15 protein-coding genes are annotated in these 16,961 nt (G+C 62.1%); 9 read left to right on the forward strand and 6 right to left on the reverse strand.

The genetic code is table 11. From position 1 onward, the window contains the following. Nucleotides 1–193 precede the first annotated feature (193 nt). From gcl to JFT58_RS16365, 9 genes are all read left to right on the forward strand, one after another. A complete protein-coding gene (gene gcl, locus JFT58_RS16325; protein WP_003189987.1) occupies nt 194–1,969 on the forward strand; it encodes a glyoxylate carboligase in 1,776 nt (591 codons plus the stop codon). A 10-nt stretch (nt 1,970–1,979) separates the two neighbouring features. After that, nucleotides 1,980–2,762, forward strand: a complete 783-nt coding sequence (gene hyi / locus JFT58_RS16330; protein WP_054898375.1) for a hydroxypyruvate isomerase — start codon at nt 1,980–1,982, stop codon at nt 2,760–2,762. Between the two features lie 128 nt (nt 2,763–2,890). Then, nucleotides 2,891–3,781 carry a 2-hydroxy-3-oxopropionate reductase gene (locus JFT58_RS16335; protein ID WP_034135176.1) on the forward strand — a complete coding sequence of 297 codons (891 nt, stop codon included), beginning with the start codon at nt 2,891–2,893 and terminating at the stop codon, nt 3,779–3,781. A gap of 176 nt (nt 3,782–3,957) precedes the next feature. Next, nucleotides 3,958–5,238, forward strand: coding sequence for a glycerate kinase type-2 family protein (locus JFT58_RS16340; protein ID WP_054898374.1), 1,281 nt, complete (start codon nt 3,958–3,960; stop codon nt 5,236–5,238). Then, nucleotides 5,228–6,643 carry a pyruvate kinase gene (pyk, locus tag JFT58_RS16345; protein ID WP_054898373.1) on the forward strand — a complete coding sequence of 472 codons (1,416 nt, stop codon included), beginning with the start codon at nt 5,228–5,230 and terminating at the stop codon, nt 6,641–6,643. The genes JFT58_RS16340 and pyk overlap by 11 nt, the downstream gene beginning before the upstream one ends. 131 nt (nt 6,644–6,774) lie before the next feature. Further along, nucleotides 6,775–7,650, forward strand: coding sequence for an urea transporter (locus JFT58_RS16350; protein ID WP_054898372.1), 876 nt, complete (start codon nt 6,775–6,777; stop codon nt 7,648–7,650). Nucleotides 7,651–7,681: 31 nt separating this feature from the next. Continuing rightward, the gene (locus tag JFT58_RS16355; protein ID WP_014717713.1) at nt 7,682–8,506 is read left to right on the forward strand and encodes an ion transporter; all 825 of its coding nucleotides are present in this window, start codon (nt 7,682–7,684) and stop codon (nt 8,504–8,506) included. A gap of 93 nt (nt 8,507–8,599) precedes the next feature. Beyond that, a complete protein-coding gene (locus tag JFT58_RS16360; protein ID WP_198834414.1) occupies nt 8,600–9,601 on the forward strand; it encodes a sulfate ABC transporter substrate-binding protein in 1,002 nt (333 codons plus the stop codon). A 251-nt stretch (nt 9,602–9,852) separates the two neighbouring features. Next, complete coding sequence (locus JFT58_RS16365) at nt 9,853–11,058, forward strand: MFS transporter (protein ID WP_054898370.1); 1,206 nt, start codon at nt 9,853–9,855, stop codon at nt 11,056–11,058. A 291-nt stretch (nt 11,059–11,349) separates the two neighbouring features. On the opposite strand, the gene phnN is transcribed toward JFT58_RS16365, so the two are convergent. From phnN to JFT58_RS16395, 6 genes are all read right to left on the reverse strand, one after another. Next, on the reverse strand, nt 11,350–11,922 hold the full coding sequence (gene phnN / locus JFT58_RS16370) for a phosphonate metabolism protein/1,5-bisphosphokinase (PRPP-forming) PhnN (RefSeq protein ID WP_054898369.1): 573 nt from the start codon (nt 11,920–11,922) through the stop codon (nt 11,350–11,352). Nucleotides 11,923–12,361: 439 nt separating this feature from the next. After that, on the reverse strand, nt 12,362–12,769 hold the full coding sequence (locus JFT58_RS16375; protein ID WP_054899083.1) for a hypothetical protein: 408 nt from the start codon (nt 12,767–12,769) through the stop codon (nt 12,362–12,364). A 16-nt stretch (nt 12,770–12,785) separates the two neighbouring features. Next, on the reverse strand, nt 12,786–13,976 hold the full coding sequence (gene ccmI / locus JFT58_RS16380) for a c-type cytochrome biogenesis protein CcmI (protein ID WP_054899082.1): 1,191 nt from the start codon (nt 13,974–13,976) through the stop codon (nt 12,786–12,788). Continuing rightward, complete coding sequence (locus JFT58_RS16385; protein WP_020301388.1) at nt 13,969–14,442, reverse strand: cytochrome c-type biogenesis protein; 474 nt, start codon at nt 14,440–14,442, stop codon at nt 13,969–13,971. Before JFT58_RS16385 ends, ccmI begins: the two co-directional genes overlap by 8 nt. Beyond that, nucleotides 14,439–14,975: a DsbE family thiol:disulfide interchange protein gene (locus tag JFT58_RS16390; RefSeq protein WP_034127177.1), complete on the reverse strand. Its 537-nt coding sequence runs from the start codon at nt 14,973–14,975 to the stop codon at nt 14,439–14,441. Before JFT58_RS16390 ends, JFT58_RS16385 begins: the two co-directional genes overlap by 4 nt. After that, on the reverse strand, nt 14,972–16,960 hold the full coding sequence (locus JFT58_RS16395; protein ID WP_054899081.1) for a heme lyase CcmF/NrfE family subunit: 1,989 nt from the start codon (nt 16,958–16,960) through the stop codon (nt 14,972–14,974). The genes JFT58_RS16390 and JFT58_RS16395 overlap by 4 nt, the downstream gene beginning before the upstream one ends. Nucleotide 16,961: the final 1 nt, after the last annotated feature.

The following is a 16,961-nucleotide window of genomic DNA, read 5'->3' on the forward strand; positions in this document are numbered from 1 at the left end:
CACAAATAGAACACAATGATTTTTATTTTTGTATACAATATTTTCCAACAAAGGCTCAATACGTCGAAAAAAGCGCCTCCGACGAACGCAAAGGTCAGTTTACGAAAGGCATTGACCAACGCCGCTCGCCGTGAATACACTTTGGACAGACACCACTTGTATACAATTACAAAACGCAAGAGGCACCAAAACCATGAGCAAAATGAGAGCAATCGAAGCCGCCGTCCTGGTGATGCGCCGTGAAGGTGTGGATACCGCCTTCGGTATCCCAGGCGCCGCGATCAACCCGCTGTATTCGGCCTTGCAGAAGGTGGGTGGCATCGATCACGTCCTTGCTCGCCACGTTGAAGGCGCCTCGCACATGGCCGAGGGCTACACCCGTACCAAGGCCGGCAACATCGGCGTGTGCATCGGCACGTCGGGCCCGGCGGGTACCGATATGGTCACCGGCCTGTACAGCGCCTCGGCCGACTCGATCCCGATCCTGTGCATTACCGGCCAAGCTCCCCGCGCCCGGATGCACAAGGAAGACTTCCAGGCCGTGGACATCACCAGCATCGTCAAGCCGGTGACCAAGTGGGCAACCACGGTGCTGGAACCCGGCCAAGTGCCTTACGCGTTCCAGAAGGCCTTCTATGAAATGCGCTCCGGCCGCCCCGGCCCGGTGTTGATCGACCTGCCGTTCGACGTACAGATGGCCGAGATCGAATTCGACATCGACGCCTACCAGCCGCTGCCTCTGGCCAAGCCGCTGGCGACCCGTGTGCAAGTGGAAAAAGCCCTGGCTCTGCTCGACGCAGCCGAACGTCCATTGCTGGTGAGCGGTGGCGGCGTGATCAACGCCGACGCCAGCGAGTTGCTGGTGGAGTTCGCTGAGCTGACCGGCATCCCGGTGATCCCGACCCTCATGGGCTGGGGCACTATCCCGGACGACCACCCGCTGATGGTGGGCATGGTCGGCCTGCAAACCTCGCACCGCTACGGCAACGCGACGATGCTCAAGTCGGACGTGGTGCTGGGCATCGGCAACCGCTGGGCCAACCGTCACACCGGGTCGGTCGAGGTGTACACCGAGGGCCGTAAATTCATTCACGTCGACATCGAACCGACCCAGATTGGCCGCGTGTTCACGCCGGACCTGGGCATCGTTTCTGACGCCGGCTCCGCGCTGACGATGTTCATTGAAGTGGCCCGCGAGTGGAAAGCCGCCGGCAAGCTCAAGGACCGCAGTGCCTGGTTGCATGACTGCCAACAGCGCAAGGCCACCCTGCACCGCAAGACTCACTTCGACAACGTGCCGGTCAAGCCGCAACGCGTGTACGAAGAGATGAACCAGGTGTTCGGAAAAGACACCTGCTACGTCAGCACCATCGGCCTGTCGCAGATTGCCGGCGCGCAATTCTTGCATGTGTACAAGCCACGCCACTGGATCAACTGCGGCCAGGCTGGCCCACTGGGCTGGACCATTCCCGCGGCGCTGGGCGTGGTCAAGGCCGACCCGAGCCGCAAAGTGGTGGCCTTGTCGGGCGACTATGACTTCCAGTTCATGATCGAAGAACTGGCGGTGGGCGCACAGTTCAAGCTGCCGTACATCCATGTGGTAGTGAACAACTCATACCTGGGCCTGATCCGCCAGGCCCAGCGTGGGTTCGAGATGGACTACTGCGTGCAGCTGTCCTTCGACAACCTCAACGCCCCCGAACTCAACGGCTATGGCGTCGACCATGTGGCGGTTGCCGAGGGCTTGGGCTGCAAGGCCCTGCGTGTGTTCGAGCCAGGCCAGATCCAACCAGCCTTGCGCCGCGCCCAAGAGATGATCGAAGAATTCAAGGTGCCGGTGATCGTTGAGATTATTCTGGAGCGGGTGACCAATATTTCCATGGGCACCGAGATCAACGCCGTCAATGAATTCGAAGACCTGGCCCTGGTCGGCAACGACGCGCCGACTGCCATTTCCCTGCTCGATTAAGGAGAACCCTATGCCGCGCTTTGCTGCCAACCTGTCCATGCTGTTTACCGAACAGGATTTCCTTGCCCGCTTCAAAGCGGCTGCCGATGCCGGCTTCCAGGGCGTGGAGTACCTCTTCCCGTATGAGTTCAGCTCTGCCGACATCAAGGCGCAGTTGGACGTCAACGGACTGACCCAGGTGTTGTTCAACCTGCCTGCCGGTGACTGGGCCAAGGGCGAGCGCGGCCTGGCTTGCCACCCGGACCGGGTCGAGGAGTTCCGTGCCGGGGTCAAACTGGCAATCGCCTATGCCCAGGTCTTGGGCAACACCCAGGTCAATTGCCTGGCGGGAATCCGGCCACAAGGCGTCGATGACGAGACCGTGGAAAAGACCTTTGTCGCCAACCTCAAGTACGCCGCCGAGAAGCTGCAAGCGGCGGGTATCAAACTGGTGATGGAGATGATCAACACCCGCGACATTCCCGGCTTCTACCTCAACAACACGGCGCAGGCCCTGTCGATTCGCGAGCAAGTGGGCAGCGCCAATCTGTTCCTGCAATACGACATCTACCACATGCAAATCATGGAAGGCGACCTGGCGCGGACCATGGCGGCGCACCTGGGCGAGATCAATCACATTCAGCTGGCGGACAACCCTGGGCGCAACGAACCAGGTACCGGCGAGATCAACTACCGCTTCCTGTTCGAGCATCTGGACCGCATTGGTTACGCGGGTTGGGTCGGCTGTGAGTACAAGCCGTTGACCACTACCGAGGCGGGTTTGGGTTGGCTCAAAACCCACAACGCCATCTGACAACTGACACAACACAAAACAATGTGGGAGCTGACTTGCCTGCGATGCGGATACCTCGGTGTATCAGGCATACGCGGGTGATGCCATCGCAGGCAAGCCAGCTCCCACATGAAAAGAGGATTTTGATCATGGCTAAAATCGGATTTATCGGCACCGGCATCATGGGCCAACCCATGGCCGCCAACCTGCAGAAAGCAGGCCATCAACTGTTTCTCTCCGAACATCACGGCAAGGCTCCGGCTGAACTGATCAGCGCCGGCGCCGTGGCGCTGGCCAACCCGCAACAAGTGGCCCAGGAAGCCGAGTTCATCATCGTCATGGTGCCCGACACCCCACAAGTCGATGACGTGCTGTTTCGCGCCGACGGCGTGGCTGCGGGCCTGTCACCGAACAAGGTGGTGATCGACATGAGCTCGATCTCCCCTACTGCCACCAAAGCATTCGCCGCCAAGGTCAACCAGGCCGGCGCGCAGTACCTGGACGCCCCGGTGTCCGGTGGTGAAGTCGGTGCCAAGGCCGGCACCTTGAGCATTATGGTCGGTGGCGAACCGCAGACGTTCGAACGCGCGCTGCCGCTGTTCCAGAGCATGGGAAAAAACATCACCCTGGTAGGCGGCAATGGCGATGGCCAGACCGCCAAGGTGGCCAACCAGATCATCGTTGCCCTGAACATCCAGGCGGTGGCCGAAGCGTTGTTGTTCGCCTCCAAAAACGGCGCCGACCCGGCCAAAGTGCGTGAAGCGCTGATGGGTGGCTTTGCATCGTCCAAGATCCTGGAAGTGCACGGCGAGCGCATGATCAAGGGCACCTTCGATCCGGGCTTCCGTATCAACCTGCACCAGAAGGACCTGAACCTGGCCCTCGCCGGCGCCAAGGAACTGGGGATCAACCTGCCGAACACCGCCGGCACCCAGCAAGTGTTCAGCACCTGCACGGCAATTGGCGGCGGCAACTGGGACCACTCGGCACTGATCAAGGGCCTGGAGCACATGGCGAATTTCTCGATTCGCGATAAATAACCCACACCGCTGATCGTTCCCACGCTCCGCGTGGGAATGCCTCTTGTGACGCTCCGCGTCACGCTTTGGGCGCAGAGCGTCCCGGACTGCATTCCCACGCAGAGCGTGGGAACGATCGCAGAGCGTGGGAACGATCGCTGCACCTCTAATAACAAGAATCCCCCGGGAGCCCGCTTATGTCGGTCGATCCGCAACACCTGCTTCGCGAGCTGTTTGCCACAGCCATCGACGCCGCCCACCCCCGGCAAGTCCTTGAACCCTACCTGCCTGCCGACCGCAGTGGCCGTGTGATCGTGATCGGCGCCGGTAAAGCCGCGGCCGCCATGGCATTGGTCGTCGAAGATTGTTGGCAGGGCGAAGTCTCGGGCTTGGTGGTCACCCGCTACGGCCATGGCGCGCCATGCAAAAAAATCGAAGTGGTCGAAGCCGCCCATCCGGTGCCGGATGCGGCCGGCCTGGCCGTGGCCCAGCGCGTGCTGGAACTGATCAGCCATCTGAGTGAAGACGACCGTGTGATCTTCCTGCTCTCCGGCGGTGGCTCGGCATTACTCGCCCTGCCCGCCGAGGGCATCACCCTGGCGGACAAACAAGCCATCAACAAAGCCCTGCTTAAATCCGGCGCCACCATTGGCGAGATGAATTGCGTGCGCAAGCACCTCTCGGCCATCAAGGGCGGGCGCTTGGCCAAGGCTGCGTGGCCGGCCACGGTGTACACCTACGCGATCTCCGATGTACCGGGCGACCAGGCCACGGTGATTGCCTCGGGCCCGACCGTCGGTGACCCTAGCACCTCGCAACAGGCCCTGGCGATCCTCAAGCGTTACCACATCGACACCCCCGCTTCGGTGCGCAGTTGGTTGCAGAACCCGGCCTCGGAAACCGTCAAGCCTGGCGATCCGGTGCTTGCCCGCAGCCACTTCCAATTGATCGCCCGCCCGCAGCAATCCCTGGAAGCGGTGGCGGTCAAAGTGCGCCAGGCCGGTTTCAGCCCGCTGATCCTCGGTGACCTGGAAGGCGAAGCCTGCGATGTGGCCAAGGTACACGCCGGCATCACCCGGCAGATCGTGCAGCACGGCCAGCCACTGGCGGCGCCGTGCGTGATTCTGTCGGGGGGCGAAACCACCGTCACCGTACGCGGCGACGGTCGTGGCGGGCGCAATGCGGAATTCCTCTTGAGCCTCACCGACAGCCTCAAGGGCCTGCCCGGCGTGTACGCCCTGGCCGGCGATACCGATGGCATCGACGGTTCAGAAGACAACGCCGGCGCGATCATGACCCCCTGCAGCTACCGCCGTGCCGAAGCCCTGGGCTTGTCGGCCAGTGATGAGCTGGACAACAACAACGGCTACGGCTATTTCGCCGCCCTGGGCGACTTGATCGTCACCGAGCCGACGCGCACCAACGTCAACGACTTCCGCGCCATCCTGATCCTCGAGACTGCCAACCATGACGCCTGACAAGAAGGTCAAAATCCTCGCCACTCTGGGCCCGGCCACCGACGGTATCGACGACATCCGCGAGCTGGTGGAGGCCGGGGTAAATATCTTCCGTCTCAACTTCAGCCACGGCGACCACGCCGACCATGCCCAGCGCTACCAGTGGATTCGCCAGGTCGAGCGCCAGCTCAACTACCCGCTCGGTATCCTCATGGACCTGCAAGGGCCGAAGCTGCGGGTGGGACGCTTTGCCGAGGGCAAGGTGCAGCTCGTACGCGGCCAGGCCCTGCGCCTGGACCTGGATGAAACCCTGGGCGACCAACGCCGGGTCAACCTGCCCCACCCGGAAATCATCGCGGCCCTGGAGCCGGGCATGGACCTGCTGCTCGACGACGGCAAGCTGCGCCTGCGCGTGATCACCAAGCATGCCGACGCCATCGACACCACCGTGCTCAATGGCGGCGAACTGTCTGACCGCAAAGGTGTGAACGTCCCACAAGCGCTGTTGGAACTGAGCCCACTCACCGCCAAGGACCGCCGCGACCTGAGCTTCGGCCTGGAGCTGGGTGTGGACTGGGTGGCGCTGTCGTTTGTGCAGCGCCCGGAAGACATCCGCGAAGCCCGCGAGCTGATCGGCGATAAAGCATTTTTGATGGCCAAGATCGAAAAGCCTTCGGCGGTGCAACGGTTGCGTGAAATCGCCGAACTGAGTGACGCGATCATGGTGGCCCGGGGTGATCTGGGCGTGGAAGTGCCGGCCGAGAGCGTGCCGCAGATCCAGAAAGACATCATCAGCACCTGCCGCCAACTGGGTAAGCCGGTGGTGGTGGCCACGCAGATGCTCGAATCCATGCGCTTCTCGCCGGCACCCACCCGCGCCGAAGTCACCGATGTCGCCAACGCGGTGGCCGAAGGTGCAGATGCGGTGATGCTGTCGGCCGAAACCGCCTCGGGCGAGTACCCGCTGGAAGCGGTGCAGATGATGAGCAAGATCATCCGCCAGGTGGAAAACGGCCCGGACTACCAGGCACAGCTGGATGTCAGCCGGCCCAAGGCAGATCCCACGATGTCGGACGCCATCAGCTGCGCGATCCGCCGCATCAGCAGCATCCTGCCGGTGGCGGTGCTGGTGAACTACAGCGAGTCCGGCAGTTCCAGCTTGCGCGCGGCGCGGGAGCGGCCCGTGGCGCCGATCCTCAACCTCACGCCCAACCTGTCCACGGCGCGGCGCCTGAGCGTGGCGTGGGGCGTGCACTCGGTGGTCAATGATCGGCTGCGCCAGGTGGATGAGGTGTGTTCCACCGCACTGGAAATTGCCCAGGCCCAGGGCATGGCGCAGCGTGGCGATACCTTGGTGATTACCGCAGGGGTGCCGTTCGGGCAGCCGGGGTCCACCAATTCGCTGCGTATAGAGACGCTGATTTAGCGCCTGTCAGGGCCTCATCGCGGGCAAGCCCGGCTCCCACATTTGATCGAGTTTGCATGTCGAACATCAATCAAATGTGGGAGCTGGCTTGCCTGCGATGAGGGCAACTCGGTCTTATTGACTCAACCCAAATGCACAACCCAACCTGCCCCGACTGGGCCGAAGCCCTGCTCAACGGCTTCAGCCAAATCTTCCTGCAGCGCCACCCGCTGTGCGGCCTGCTGTGCCTGCTGGCGATCCTGATCGGTGCCCCTGCCTTGCTTGGCGGTGCCTTGCTGGGGGGCGTCGCAGGGTTGCTCACGGCCCAGCGCCGGGGGTATCCCAAGGCCGAGCGCCAGGCCGGGCTGTATAGCTACAACGGCGTATTGCTGGGCCTGTTGATCAGCCAGCACTTTGCCTGGTCGGCGCTGGTGCCGCCGCTGATCCTGGCGTGCGGCGGCTTGAGTGCCATCCTCACTCGGCACTGGTTGAAACACGCGACCCAACCCCTGGATTTGCCAGCGTACACCGCGCCCTTTGTTGGCCTGGGCTGGTTGCTGCTCGGCCAGGCCCCGGAGAACACCCTTGCGCTGAGCGAGCCCGACACTGTCGCTGTACTGGCCGCACCCTTCACCGGCCTTGGGCAAATCATGCTGCTGGACCAGCCCCTGGCGGGTGTGCTGATCGCCCTGGGCTTGCTGCTGGCCGACCGTCGCGCCGTCGCGTGGGCCTTGGGCGGCGCCACTCTCGGCATGCTGGCCGGCCTGTGGTTGAACGACCCCACTGGCGCCCTGCTCGGCCTGCATAGCTATAACCCCGCGCTGGCCGCGCTGGCCCTGTGCTCGTCGCGTCGCCAGCCTTGGTTGCCACTGCTGGGTATCGGCCTGGCCATCCTCCTCACCCCAGGCTTTGGCGGCCTGCACCTGCCCGCGCTGACCGCGCCATTTATCCTCGCGTGCTGGCTGGTGCGCGCCGGTCAGCGAATGCTGCACAAGCCTCACATGGACAGCCCGTTCGAATCGCCCTAGGCTTGCTCGATATTCGTTTCAGGCAGGGTTTATGGACAGCAACAACGACTGGCGCCAGCGCCTCTACATCATGGTGTTCCAAAGCGACACCGTCGCCGGGCGGCGCTTTGACGGCATCCTGCTGCTGATCATCCTCGCCAGCCTGGTGATCGTGATGCTCGACAGCATCGACACAATCCATCAGAACTACGCCGACGTGCTGGCCTATATCGAGTGGGGCTTCACGCTGATCTTCGCCATCGAGTACGGCCTGCGCCTGTATTGCTCGCCCAAGCCGCTGCGCTATGCCTTCAGCTTTTATGGCTTGGTGGACCTGCTCGCCATCGTCCCCGGCATCCTCGCGCTGTACTACAGCGACGCCCAGTATCTGCTGATCATCCGCATCATCCGGATGCTGCGCATCTTCCGCGTGCTCAAGCTCAGCCCGTATCTCAAGCAGGCCAACTACCTGATGGCGGCGCTGCGCGGCAGCAAGCAGAAGATCGTGGTGTTCCTGGTCAGCGTGTGCACCCTGGTGACGGTGTTCGGCACCTTGATGTACGTGATCGAAGGCCCGGAACATGGCTTTACCAGTATTCCCAAGGGCATCTACTGGGCGATCGTCACCCTGACCACCGTGGGCTTCGGCGATATCGTGCCCAAGACGCCCCTGGGCCAGGTGATTTCTTCGCTGGTGATGATCACCGGTTACTCGATCATCGCCGTGCCGACGGGTATTTTTACCGCTGAACTGGCCAGTGCCATGCGCGGCGAACAGCTGCATACCGACTGCCCAGTGTGCAAGAAGGACAGCCATGAACCCAACGCCGCGTTTTGCGCGCGCTGTGGCAGCAATCTGTTTCGCAAACTGGAATAAGCAAAGTTCGTTTTAATCTTTAAAGCTCTATGCAGGCCCGGCTATAGTCGCTGGCAAATTGCCTCCCTCTTCTCGAACAACAAGGAATGAGCAGTGAAAAAAATCCTCAGCGCCTCTCTACTGGCCGCCGGCCTGGCCTTGGCGGGCTCCGCCCAGGCAGCGACCACCCTGCTCAACGTCTCCTACGACGTGATGCGCGACTTCTACAAGGACTACAACGCCGCTTTCCAGAAGCACTGGGCAGCCGAGCATCCGGACGACAAGCTGACGCTGCAGATGTCCTTCGGCGGCTCCAGCAAACAGGCACGCTCAGTGATCGACGGCCTGCCCGCCGACGTGATCACCATGAACATGGCTACCGATATCAATGCCCTGGTCGATAACGGCAAGCTGGTGCCGGACAACTGGGTGACGCGCCTGCCGAACAACAGTGCGCCATTCACCTCAGCCACGGTGTTTATTGTGCGCAAAGGTAACCCCAAGGCGTTGAAAGACTGGCCCGACCTGCTCAAGGACGGCGTGCAGGTAATCGTGCCCAACCCTAAGACCTCGGGTAACGGCCGCTACACCTATCTGTCGGCCTGGGGTTACGTGCTGAAGAACGGCGGCGATGAAGACAAGGCCAAGACCTTCGTTGGCAAGTTGTTCAAGCAAGCGCCAGTGCTGGACACCGGTGGCCGCGCCGCCACCACCACCTTCATGACCAACCAGATTGGCGACGTGCTGGTGACCTTTGAAAACGAAGCAGAAATGATCGCCCGCGAGTTTGGCCGTGATCAGTTCGAAGTGGTCTATCCAAGCGTTTCCGCCGAAGCCGAACCGCCGGTGTCGGTGGTGGATAAAGTGGTCGAGAAAAAAGGCAGCCGTGCCGTGGCCGAGGACTACCTCAAGTATCTGTGGTCGCCCGAAGGCCAGGAAATTGCGGCCAACAACTACCTGCGCCCACGGGACCCGAAGGTGCTGGCAAAGTACACCGACCGGTTCCCCAAGGTGGACTTCCTGTCGGTGGAGAAGACCTTCGGCGACTGGCGCACAGCGCAAAAGACCCATTTCAATGATGGCGGGGTGTTTGACCAGATCTACTCTGGCCAATAACCCATCTGACTGAATCAACTCGGTCAAACCTGTGGGAGCTGGCTTGCCTGCGAAAGCGATCTATCAGTCATATTTCTGGTGACTGGTGCACCGCCATCGCAGGCAAGCCAGCTCCCACTTTTTTGCGTAGGGCAGATGTGTCTGAATGTATCATCAGCCGGCATAAGTGATATCACCACAAGCAGCCTACTCACTTGAGAGCCTTGTCTTTACTCTCTCACGCCATCGTCCTTCGCCTTTATGAGTACACCATGAACGCAACCTCTCACGCTGCAGGCACCATGACCCGGGGCATGGTCATGCTGTTCGCGTTTTGCTGCGGCGCCATCGTCGCCAACATCTACTACGCGCAACCGATCATCGAGCTGATTGCCCCAGACATTGGCCTGACGCCGGCAATGGCCAGCCTGATCGTGTCCCTCACGCAAATCGGCTATGCCCTGGGCCTGTTTTTCCTGGTGCCTCTGGGCGACCTGCTGGAAAACCGCAAGCTGATGATCACCACCACCGTCGTGGCGATCGCCAGCCTGTTGGGTGCGGCGTTTATCGAACAGCCGAACCTGTTCTTGCTGGTGTCGCTGCTGATCGGTTTCAGTTCCGTCTCGGTGCAGATCCTGATTCCGCTGGCCGCACACCTGGCGCCGGCCGAATCCCGGGGCCGGGTGGTCGGCAGCATCATGGGCGGCCTGCTGCTGGGCATTCTGCTGGCACGGCCGGTGTCGAGCGTGGTGGCCGACCACTTCGGCTGGCGTGCGATGTTCATGGCGGCCGCCGCACTGATGGCGTTTATCAGCGTGGTGCTGATGCTGACAATCCCCAAGCGCCAGCCCGATCACAGTGCCAGCTACGGCCAGTTGCTGCGCTCCCTGGGCACCCTGTTGCGTGAGCAACCGCTGTTGCGCCAGCGGGCGTTCTACCAGGGTTGCATGTTCGCTGCCTTCAGCCTGTTCTGGACTGCCGTACCACTGGAACTGGCGCGTAACCACGGCCTGAGCCAAAGCGAGATCGCACTGTTTGCCCTGGTCGGTGCCCTTGGCGCCATCGCCGCGCCCATGGCCGGTCGCCTGGCCGATGCCGGCCATACCCACCGCGCCTCGTTGCTGGCGATGCTGTTTGGCGCGCTGAGTTTCCTCCCGGCGTTGGTACACCCGCTCTACAGCGTGATCGGCCTGGCAGTCACCGGTGTGGTTCTGGACTTCTGCGTGCAGATGAATATGGTCCTCGGCCAGCGCGCCATCTACGCCCTCGATGCCAACAGCCGCAGCCGCCTGAACGCGCTGTACATGACCAGCATTTTTATCGGCGGTGCGTTCGGTTCGGCGATTGCCAGCAGCGTGTATGAACATGGCGGCTGGTTGGCCGTCATGCTGGTGGGCAGCGCATTTGCGCTGGTGGCCTTGTTGCGCTTCCTGAGTGCGTCACGTAAAGCCGCGTTGGCCACTGCCCAAGCGTCCTGACGGGGCCTTCGGCTCATAAAAACTTTTCACAACGCACAAAGGGGCGGGACTTAATCAACCATTGAGTAAGTCCCGCCCCGCATTGCGTCAAACAATCGCGCCCCCTGCCGCCCCTGTATAGTGCTCAACGAAGTTCAGCACTACCTTGCCGTCGCGTGCCATTTGCGACAGGTCGATCTTGTCTTCTCCGTATTGAAGTCCACCAACAAGTCGGCATGGGTGCGTATTGAGAAATATGAGCTCCGTCTCCGGGTTTTATCTGAGCGCTGGCATTACCCATGCACTACTGGGTCAGGTGTTCACGCTGTGCCCGTGCTCCAGGCAACACAGCAAGCGTTCGACGGTATGCGCCAACGGGCCGGAATTATCCAATACGAACAACCCCGCGCCATGACCGGCAATCAATTCGGCAGTGAACCGCGCATTGCGCGCGAGGCGCTCCTCGATATCCGCCAATGACTCCCGTCCACGCGCAATCAGACGCTGGCGCAGCACCGCTTGGTCCACCGTCAGCAGCAATACCAGCAAGGTCGGATAACGCTCACGGGTTTGCGCCAGGTGCGCACGGGAACCGTTGACCAGAACGTGGTCCCCCGCGGCCAGCCAATCGTCGATTTCCCTGGGGATGCCGTAGGACAAGCCATTAGCCTGCCAGCTCAAGGCAAACGCGCCGTCGGCCTCCATGGCCGCAAACTGCTCGGGGCTCACACCTTGCGCCGCTTCGCCCACCGCCTCCGCGGACCGAGTGATCACCCGTCGCACCATGCGGCACCCACGCTCAACCAGACGTGGGCGTGCGGCATCCAGCAGACTGTCTTTGCCCGAACCCGATGGCCCGATGAGATAGATCAACCTGCCTGCCATTAAAAACCCTCTTCGCTTGTCCCCACACCGGTACATCCCCGGGACCACTGCGCGGCGCCTGGTTTGCACCCGGGGAGCCGCGTCGTAGTAGCCGCAGGAAAGTATACCTAGCAATCCTTCCCACGCCAGGCCAGCGATAGCCACATCACTACAGCGCACTGCGCATTCGGCGCATGCGTCGGGCTTTAATTGCTTGGCCCTACCGTGATCTACACAGTGCGTTTGAAAGCCATGAAAAAGGCGACCCTCAGGCCTAATGCCAGTCAGTTAAGAGCTAGAGCAGACAACCAGTGACTTGTGGCGAGGGAGCTTGCTCCCGCTGGACTGCGTAGCAGTCCCATTTTTGGGGCCGCTTCGCGCCCCAGCGGGAGCAAGCTCCCTCGCCACAGTTACCGATTCTGTCTTAACTGACTGGCATTAACCCTCAGGCCGCCTTTTGTCATTGCGCGTACTGCTTGCTCAACCCCGGCGGCACGCCTTGCACGTTGGTCTCTTCCCATGGCCCGTTGGGGCTGATGGAGCGGCTCCAGCCGTTGCTCCAACGGTAGTAAGTGCGCTGGCGGTAGAAGGTATCAGGCTGATCGTCGAGCACGTACACCTGCATCTTGCCGTCCCAGTGGCTGGCGGCGCCCGGCGGTGGAGCAAAGGTCGGCGACTTGCTTGGCAGGGGTTTGGCCGGTGGCGTCACCGGGCCGGTAGGTTTGGTGCTGGGCTTGGTGCTCGGCTGGGTCGAGGGGCCAGACGGTGGAATAGTCGGGCCGGTCGGCGCCGGAGGTGGGCGGTGGACCGCACAGGCGCTCAGGCCGAGTACCAGGCTGAGCAAGGTGATGCGTGCAAATGCGGTCATGGGTGTGTCCTCAGAATTACTGGTCCGGAGTGTCGATGGTCAGTTGCTGCAACGCAGTGGTGCTGCTGGCCAACGGTTGGCTGCGGCCGATCCATTCGCCAGTGGTCGGTTGGCCGGCCCGGGATATGCGCGCAACCAATTGGACTTCGGGGAAGTTGGACAGTTTCAACTGCGGCATCATCGCGTCGGCATCGCCCAGTTCGACGGTGACCGGCAATGCGTCGACGGTCACACGCTTGGCAGCCAAGGGCGCCGGGGGGCCGTTTACGGCGCGGGCAAAGATGAACACGCTGTCGCCTGGCAGGACGTTGGCCTTCACTTCGGCAGATAAGTCCACCCGCACGGTCAGTAGCGCCTTGGGCGCCTGGGCGACGCTGCCAACGCTCTCCTTGAGCTTCTCTGCCGCGCGATCAATCCCGCCTTGCAGGGCGACACGGGAATTGTCTTCTGGCGGCAGTTGCGCGAGCAGGCGGTTCCAGTAGTCGATGGCTTCCTGATAACGCTGGCCCTCAAAGGCAGCGATACCCAACAGGCCAAGACTGGTGACTTCCTTGGGATCGAGCTTCAAGGCTTCGTCAGTCAGCGCCTGAACCTGAGGCGACCATTGTTTGTTGTCAGCAAAGTACTGCGCCTGGGCCCATTGCCCGAGCAGTTCCGGTTGGCGCCCGGCCAACGCAACCGTACGTTCAAAGACTTTGGCGGCATCGCCGGCACGGTCCTGGGCCATATAGGCGCGCCCAAGGAAGTACAAACCTTCTGCCGAATCCGGTTGTGCAGCGGCGGCGCGTTCCAGGCGGCGGGTCATGTCGGCCATGGACACCGGCGGTTGGGAAAACTCACGGGTCAGTTCAACCTTGTCGCTCGCGCCATAATGCAGGTACAGCGCAACGCCCAGCACAGGCACCAGAAACGCCGCCAAAAACGGCAGCGGTTTGCCTAACCGCGATTCGCGGGGCTTTTCCACACCTTCAGTGTCGGCCAGCAACTCACGGGCCGCTTCGGCGCGGCCGGTGTCGAGCTGCGCGGTATTCAACACACCTTCGTCCTGCTGCGCTTGCAGCTCGGCGACGCGTTCCTGGTACAGCGCCACGTTCAACGCGGTGCGATCCTCTTCACGCTGGGCACGACGGCCACGCAACACAGGGATCAACAGGAAACTCAGGGCAATCAGTAGCAGCAAACCGGCTGCGAGCCAGAAATCAATCATCAGTCTTGGTGTCCAGCAATTGGTCGAGGCGTTTACGCTCTTCAGGGGACAGCGCATCGGCGCCATCAATCGGTGCGACACGGCGCCGACGCACGATCACGGCCATTACCACCACGCCGGCCAGCAACAGCCCGGCCGGGCCAAACCACAGCAGCGCGGTCTTGCCGGTGAGTGCCGGTTTGTAGCGTACGAAATCACCGTAGCGGTCGACCATGAAGTCGATGATCTGCTGGTCGTCCTTGCCCTCCCCCAGCATGCGGAAAATCTCTCTGCGCAGGTCGGTGGCGATCGGGGCGTTGGAGTCGGCGATGTCCTGGTTCTGGCATTTGGGGCAGCGCAGTTCCTTGGTCAGGTCGCGGAAACGCTCACGCTGCGCGTCGTTGGCGAATTCATAGGTGTCGATGGCGGCGTGGGCCACGCCGGCCAGGCCCAGGGCTAAAACGGCAGCGGTCAACCAACGCTTCATGGCTTGGCCTCATCGACCAGGGCCTGGTACTTGGCGGCCAGTTGCTCACGCCACACCGTTTCGTCGATCACGCCGACGAACTTGTCGCGGATCACACCTTTGGCGTCGATGAAGAAAGTTTCCGGCGCGCCGTACACACCCAGGTTCAATCCCAGGTTGCCGTCTTCGTCGCGGATATCCAGCTGGTACGGGTTATGAAATTCCGCCAACCACTTCAAGGCCGACGCATTGTCGTCCTTGTAGTTGATGCCGTAGATCACCACACCCTTCTCGGCCAGCTTGTTCAACACCGGGTGTTCGACGCGGCAAGAGATGCACCAGGTGGCCCACACGTTGACCAGCGCCGGCTTGCCCTGCAAGTCTGCCTGGGTCAGGGTCTTGTCACCCTGCACCGTTGGCAGGTTGAAGGCGGGGAACGGCTTGCCAATCATCGCCGAAGGCAGCTCGGCAGGGTCCAGGTACAACCCGCGATACAGGAACACCGCCACCAGCAGGAACAACGCCAGCGGCACAACCATCAACCAACGCTTCATACCGCAGCTCCCGAAAGGCCAAGCGCTTCACGCACCCGGCTCTTGACCTTGACCCGATAGCGCCGGTCCAGCGCTGCGAGCAACCCGCCGAACCCGGTGAGCAAACCGCCGAACCAGATCCAGCGCACGAAGGGTTTGACATGCACGCGCACGGCCCAGGCCCCGTCGCCCAAGGGTTCACCGAGGGCCACATACAGGTCACGGGTGAAACCGGCGTCGATGCCAGCCTCGGTCATCATCGAACTCTGCACGGTGTACAGGCGTTTCTCCGGGTGCAGCACGGCGATTTCCTTGCCATTGCGCACTACGCGCACCGTGCCTTTGTCGGAGGTGAAGTTCGGCCCTTCGAAGTGCTTGGCACCTTCGAAGATGAAGTGGTAACCGGCCAGGTCCATGGACTCGCCCGGCGCCAGGCGAAGGTCGCGCTCGGCGCTGTTCTGGCTGGACAGCACTACCCCAAGGGCGCACACCGCGATACCAATGTGGGCGATCTGCATGCCCCAGTAGCTGCGGGTCAGGGTGGGCAGGCCCTTGAGCAAACCCTTGTGGCGCGTTTTGTCGACGATGTCCCGCGCCCCCGCGAGCAACACCCAGGCTGCCAGCAGGAACGTCGCGAGTACCGCCCAATTGAAGTCGCCGTAGGCGAAACCGGCGATCACCGCCAGGGCCACGCTGCCGAGCAGCACCGGCATCAGCATGCCCACCAGCCATTTCACCGGGGTGTCTTTCCAGCGCACCAGCACGCCGACCGCCATCACCACCATCAACAGGCCCATCAGCGGGATGAACAACGCATTGAAGTACGGCGGCCCCACGGACAGCTTGGCGCCGCTCAAGGCGTCCAGCACCAGCGGGTAGAGGGTGCCGAGCAGGATCATCGACGCGGCTACCACCAGCACCAGGTTATTGCCCAACAACAGGGTTTCCCGCGACCACAGGTTGAAACCGACCTGGCTCTTGACCACCGGCGCGCGCAGGGCAAACAAGGTGAGCGAGCCGCCGACGACAAACAGCAGGAAGATCAGGATGAACACGCCGCGCTCAGGGTCTGAGGCAAACGCATGCACCGAGGTCAGCACGCCCGAGCGCACCAGGAAAGTGCCGAGAAGGCTGAGGGAAAACGCCGCGATGGCGAGCAGTACCGTCCAGCTTTTGAACACACCGCGTTTTTCGGTAACGGCCAGGGAGTGAATCAGCGCGGTACCCACCAGCCACGGCATGAAGGAGGCGTTTTCCACTGGGTCCCAGAACCACCAGCCGCCCCAGCCGAGTTCGTAGTAGGCCCACCATGAGCCCAGGGTGATACCGATACCGAGGAAGGCCCAGGCAACGATGGTCCATGGCCGTGACCAGCGCGCCCAGGCGGCGTCGAGACGACCGCCGAGCAAGGCGGCGATGGCAAACGCGAAGGCCACGGAGAACCCCACATAACCCATGTAGAGCATCGGCGGGTGCACGATCAGGCCGATATCCTGCAGCAACGGGTTGAGGTCGTGACCGTCCACCGGGATCTGCGGCAGGATGCGGGTGAACGGGTTGGAGGTCATGATCAGGAACAGCAGGAAGCCGATGCTGATCATGCCCATCACCGCCAGCACCCGCGCCAGCATCACTTGCGGCAATTGGCGCGAGAACACCGAGACGGCGAAGGTCCAGCCGCCGAGGATCAAGGCCCACAACAGCAATGAACCTTCGTGGGCACCCCACACGGCGCTGAACTTGTAGTACCAGGGCAAAGCGCTGTTGGAGTTGTTGGCAACGTAGGCGACCGAAAAATCGTCGGTCATGAAGGCGTAGGTCAGGCACCCAAAGGCGAACAGCAAGAAGGCAAACTGGCCCCAGGCGGCCGGCTGCGCCAGGCTCATCCACAGGCGGTCGCCGCGCCAGGCACCCAGCAAGGGCACCACGGCCTGGACCACGGCAAAGCACAGCGCGAGGATCATCGCCAACTGGCCCAGCTCCGGAATAAACAGTGCGAACGTCATG

The organism is Pseudomonas sp. MF6767, assembly GCF_016405475.1.
In the GTDB taxonomy this organism is placed as follows: domain Bacteria; phylum Pseudomonadota; class Gammaproteobacteria; order Pseudomonadales; family Pseudomonadaceae; genus Aquipseudomonas; species Aquipseudomonas paracarnis.

Bases quoted from the DNA above. Each gene is read 5' to 3' on its own strand.
- gcl (WP_003189987.1), top strand. From the start codon at position 194: ATGAGCAAAATGAGAGCAATCGAAGCCGCCGTCCTGGTGATGCGCCGT.
- hyi (WP_054898375.1), top strand. From the start codon at position 1,980: ATGCCGCGCTTTGCTGCCAACCTGTCCATGCTGTTTACCGAACAGGAT.
- JFT58_RS16335 (WP_034135176.1), top strand. From the start codon at position 2,891: ATGGCTAAAATCGGATTTATCGGCACCGGCATCATGGGCCAACCCATG.
- JFT58_RS16340 (WP_054898374.1), top strand. From the start codon at position 3,958: ATGTCGGTCGATCCGCAACACCTGCTTCGCGAGCTGTTTGCCACAGCC.
- pyk (WP_054898373.1), top strand. From the start codon at position 5,228: ATGACGCCTGACAAGAAGGTCAAAATCCTCGCCACTCTGGGCCCGGCC.
- JFT58_RS16350 (WP_054898372.1), top strand. From the start codon at position 6,775: ATGCACAACCCAACCTGCCCCGACTGGGCCGAAGCCCTGCTCAACGGC.
- JFT58_RS16355 (WP_014717713.1), top strand. From the start codon at position 7,682: ATGGACAGCAACAACGACTGGCGCCAGCGCCTCTACATCATGGTGTTC.
- JFT58_RS16365 (WP_054898370.1), top strand. From the start codon at position 9,853: ATGAACGCAACCTCTCACGCTGCAGGCACCATGACCCGGGGCATGGTC.
- phnN (WP_054898369.1), bottom strand. From the start codon at position 11,922: ATGGCAGGCAGGTTGATCTATCTCATCGGGCCATCGGGTTCGGGCAAA.
- JFT58_RS16375 (WP_054899083.1), bottom strand. From the start codon at position 12,769: ATGACCGCATTTGCACGCATCACCTTGCTCAGCCTGGTACTCGGCCTG.
- ccmI (WP_054899082.1), bottom strand. From the start codon at position 13,976: ATGATTGATTTCTGGCTCGCAGCCGGTTTGCTGCTACTGATTGCCCTG.
- JFT58_RS16385 (WP_020301388.1), bottom strand. From the start codon at position 14,442: ATGAAGCGTTGGTTGACCGCTGCCGTTTTAGCCCTGGGCCTGGCCGGC.
- JFT58_RS16390 (WP_034127177.1), bottom strand. From the start codon at position 14,975: ATGAAGCGTTGGTTGATGGTTGTGCCGCTGGCGTTGTTCCTGCTGGTG.
- JFT58_RS16395 (WP_054899081.1), bottom strand. From the start codon at position 16,960: ATGACGTTCGCACTGTTTATTCCGGAGCTGGGCCAGTTGGCGATGATC.